This is a genomic window from Cupriavidus sp. WS (assembly GCF_000395345.1).
GTDB lineage: Bacteria > Pseudomonadota > Gammaproteobacteria > Burkholderiales > Burkholderiaceae > Cupriavidus > Cupriavidus basilensis_B.
Genome location: NZ_AQPL01000620.1, coordinates 1 through 3,561, shown reverse-complemented (window position 1 = coordinate 3,561; position 3,561 = coordinate 1). Strand labels below are relative to the sequence as shown.

Genomic DNA, 3,561 nt, shown 5'->3' with positions numbered 1-3,561 from the left:
CCGGGCCTTGCGCGCGCGGCAGCAATCAATCGGCATCCGGGCGCTTCCCTTTGTCCGCGCCGCCGGGCGCCTGCCACAGGCACTTGGGGCCGCGCAGGTGCTCGGGGGTATCGGTGCGCGGCCGGCCGGGACGGCTCCAGGCGCCGCCGCCGCGCGCGCCGACCAGCCGCCAGCCGGCGGCGCGCAGGCTGGCGCCACCTTCGTCGGACAAGGTGTAGGTGATCAGGCGGATGTAGCCCAGCGCCCTTGCCACCTTCCAGGCCGCGCCGTAGAGCTTGCTGCAGGCGTTGGGTGCGCCGTCGGTGCACAGCCGCGTGACTTCCAGCGTCCAGCCATCGTCCAGGTGCCGCGCGACCGGGCGGCCGACGATGGCCACGCCGCGGATCAGGTCGCTGTCGCTCAGCGTGACGGCCAGGGCGAACTTCGCGCCCTGGACCGGGCGGTGGTGGCGATGGTGTGCCAGCACGAAGACGTTGGCCGTGCGCAGCGACACCGGCAGCAGGTGCAGCCTCGGCGAGGTCGATGATGTGTTCATTCGGTTGTCTCCGGTGGCATGCCGGCGCTGTGGCCGGCGGGGCGTGCCTTGGCGGCTGGAGACGAACGCGCATGCGCGGCGATGGCCGCGGTGCGAACACAAGAAAGCCCCCGGTGCGGGGGCTGCGAGGGCTGCGCGGCGGTTGCCGCTTCAGGCGGGAGGCACCACGGCCAAGGACAGGTGCGTGGCGGTGGCGGACAGCACGAGATCGTCCGCCGAGTGCAGGAGGCGCGTGAACAGGCCGTCCTTCGCGTCGAAGTATTCCGCAAAGTCATCGCCGCCCAGCTCGCGGCCGGCGAGGTGCCACCAGTCATCGAACGGGTCGGTGTCCGGATTGCAGCCGACGGCGTAGGCGAGCAGTTGCTGGCGCCCATCCGGGCGACGCTCCCCACGCTCGGCGAGGAAGTACACGCCCTGGTCCTTGACCAGGACGATGCGGCACTGATTGGCGATGGCTTCGGTCAGCACGGGCCGCAGGTCGGCGCCTTTGAATCGCAGTGACATGGATGAAATCTCCTGTGTAAAAAAAGAGAAAGGCCCTCCACCCGATGGGATGAAGGGCCTGTAGGGCACGCGGCCGGAATGGCTGGAACGCCGTGGCGGGTGCCTCGGGTCAGCCGAGGGGCGTCATGCCGGGACGGCTTGGCGCTTACGGGCCGCCTTCGCGTCGAGGATGCTCACGTCGATCTGGCGCCAGCGCCCGTCGTCGATGAGCCGCTCCAGCACTTCGCCGAGCATGTCGAAATACACCTCGTCGTGCCGATCGACCAGTTCGACCGATTCACCGTTCTGACGGTGCAGTTCCACCACGTAGGTGTCTCCGCCGCGGTCGTAGAGGATCGTCACCCGGCCCTCGAACTTCGCGGTCGAGACCGTGAAGCTGATCGCCGGCGGGGTGTCGATGATCTTGGAGGGCGTGGGATCGACCCAGGTGAAGTCGCGGGCACCGGCATCCACCAGCATGTGGGTGATGCGCCGGAAGCGATCGGGGGCCGGCATCTCTTCCAACTGCTCGATGAGCTGGCCCAACTCCATGCACTGCGGCGTGGGAATGGGCAGCTTGGCCGGCGCCGAGCCGAGGATGTGCCTCGTGATGGTGTACGGCGTGCCATCCGAAGTCTTCTCGGTGATGACCTCCGGCGTGTCCGCGCGCAGTCCGTCGAAGCGACGACGGGCATAGGGTTGGACATGCACCTTGGCGCCTTCGGCAGGAACCGTGGTCACCAGGCTGGGATCGAGCACCGCGAACTCGGAAGGCTTGAGCTTGACGACGATGGCATCGTCGGTCGCGGCGACCACCTTGCCGTCGAAGGGTTGGGGGTCGATGGCAAAGCCCAGCGTTGAGGACAGCGGCTGATCATCGAACACGCGGTACTTGAACGATCGCACGTTGCGGGGCACATGGCCTGCGACCAGCGAAGGCATCATGGATTTGATGAGGGAACGGTCCATGGGGAAACTCCTTGAGGAAAAACAAGGGATTCCCCGCCCGCAAGGGAGAGGTCCCTTGTGGGTGGCGTGGATGGACGCGGTAGGTCCGTAGGAAGAAACGACCAGCACGGTTTCCCGTGCTTGCAGCCTCGAAGGTCTCGACTGCCTGGGCATGTGCCGGCAACGCCGACGAACATGGGGCAAGCATGGTCCCGGGGCGGCCGGCGTGCCCGCAGGAAACGGCACCGCCCCACAACCGTTTTCCTGTGCTGCGGGCAAGAAAAAGCCCCTCGGAAGGGGCTGGAGGGATCAGGCTTGGTACACGAAGTAGTGTTCGCGCTGACGCGGAAAGAACACGTGCTTCCACGTGTCGCCGCTTGTGTTGCCACCGTCGAAGACGACCATTTCGTAGTCGTCCACGTCAGTGTCCACCAGGTCGGCGCTGGCGATATGGCGCATGTGCAGCGTGCCGCTCATGCGCTCGAATACCAGGATCTGGCCGATGGCGTCGTCCTGGCTCATGGCGTTGACGCAGGCGCCAAGCTGGTGCTCGAAGTCGGATGCGGGTGTGATGAGGTCGGGGAACATGGGATCGCTCCTGTGAAAGTGCGCCGGCCCGGCTCCCTGGCGGGAGACCGGGCCGGCATGCTGTGAGGAAAAGGAAGGCTGGGGATGTGTGTGGCAGCTATTCGCCGGCCAGCGGCAGGCCCGGCAACACGGGTGCGTCGGCATCGAGGATGAGGAGGCGCACGTCGGCTTGGCCGGCCAGTTCAAGGATCTGTGCCAGGTCGTCCGGCATGCCCTTGCTGCAGTGCTCCTGCCGAAGCAGTTCGGCGGAGATCCCCTCGACGTCCTGCAGGTGCTGGTCCGTCCAGGGCGTGGAGATCAGCTTGACGCCGATCGCCGGGCTGTAGGGAACCCGGAACGCAACGAACAAAAAGGCCTCCGGCGTCGCGAGGTCAGCCAGGTTGGCCAGGTACTGGCCGGTTTCCTGGCTGATGTGCGCGCTGCTGATTTCCCAGCACCGGCTGTAGTAGCCGGTCTCGAAGCTCAACCGCTGCACGACTTCCCGTGCGGCCTCGGCCGAATAAGTGTCGCCGACGTGGACGGGGCGGCCGTCGAAGTCGTCGCCGTGAATCGCGTACACCACGGCACCCACCACGCCTTCGCCGCTGACCCCATCAGCCGCGTCGCATTCGGCGATCAGTGCGGCGCCGACAGGTTCGGTGCCAGTCCTGACCACCGCGAAGTCGCTGGTGACGATGCAGGGAGAAGAAACCAGCGCCGCGTCGCAGAGGTGCTGCTGGCTCGGGTGGATGTTTCGCCAGACATGCGGGCTTCCGTCCTCGTGGCTGATGGACAGCGTGCGGACGACCTTCAGATTCCAGTAGCCGCGTAGAAAGGGATTGGGATTCTGGGACATGGGATTTCTCCAACAGAATAATGATGGAGCCAATCCCCGCCACCGGGAATTGACCCTGGTGGGTGGAAAGAAAGGAAACAGCGTCAGGTGATGCTGATCGTTGGCGTTTGGGCCAATCGCTCGGCGACGCGCCGGCGCAAATTCATGCGGAATGGCTCGTCGCTGACGCCCG

General features: G+C 66.2%; 5 protein-coding genes. All 5 read right to left on the bottom strand.

Annotation, left to right across the window (positions count from 1 at the left end):
• Window positions 1–25 precede the first annotated feature (25 nt).
• Entirely contained in the window at window positions 26–535 is a 510-nt protein-coding gene (locus K206_RS0135750; RefSeq protein ID WP_020207039.1) for an XF1762 family protein, read from the bottom strand.
• Window positions 536–685: 150 nt separating this feature from the next.
• Complete coding sequence (locus tag K206_RS0135745) at window positions 686–1,039, bottom strand: DUF3085 domain-containing protein (protein WP_020207038.1); 354 nt, start codon at window positions 1,037–1,039, stop codon at window positions 686–688.
• A gap of 123 nt (window positions 1,040–1,162) precedes the next feature.
• Window positions 1,163–1,987 carry a hypothetical protein gene (locus K206_RS0135740; protein ID WP_020207037.1) on the bottom strand — a complete coding sequence of 275 codons (825 nt, stop codon included), beginning with the start codon at window positions 1,985–1,987 and terminating at the stop codon, window positions 1,163–1,165.
• A 288-nt stretch (window positions 1,988–2,275) separates the two neighbouring features.
• The gene (locus tag K206_RS0135735) at window positions 2,276–2,554 is read right to left on the bottom strand and encodes a hypothetical protein (RefSeq protein WP_020207036.1); all 279 of its coding nucleotides are present in this window, start codon (window positions 2,552–2,554) and stop codon (window positions 2,276–2,278) included.
• Between the two features lie 97 nt (window positions 2,555–2,651).
• Complete coding sequence (locus K206_RS0135730; RefSeq protein ID WP_020207035.1) at window positions 2,652–3,389, bottom strand: hypothetical protein; 738 nt, start codon at window positions 3,387–3,389, stop codon at window positions 2,652–2,654.
• Between the last annotated feature and the right edge of the window lie 172 nt (window positions 3,390–3,561).

Coding starts and splice junctions, on each gene's coding strand:
- K206_RS0135750 (WP_020207039.1), bottom strand. CDS start 535: ATGAACACATCATCGACCTCGCCGAGGCTGCACCTGCTGCCGGTGTCG.
- K206_RS0135730 (WP_020207035.1), bottom strand. CDS start 3,389: ATGTCCCAGAATCCCAATCCCTTTCTACGCGGCTACTGGAATCTGAAG.
- K206_RS0135735 (WP_020207036.1), bottom strand. CDS start 2,554: ATGTTCCCCGACCTCATCACACCCGCATCCGACTTCGAGCACCAGCTT.
- K206_RS0135740 (WP_020207037.1), bottom strand. CDS start 1,987: ATGGACCGTTCCCTCATCAAATCCATGATGCCTTCGCTGGTCGCAGGC.
- K206_RS0135745 (WP_020207038.1), bottom strand. CDS start 1,039: ATGTCACTGCGATTCAAAGGCGCCGACCTGCGGCCCGTGCTGACCGAA.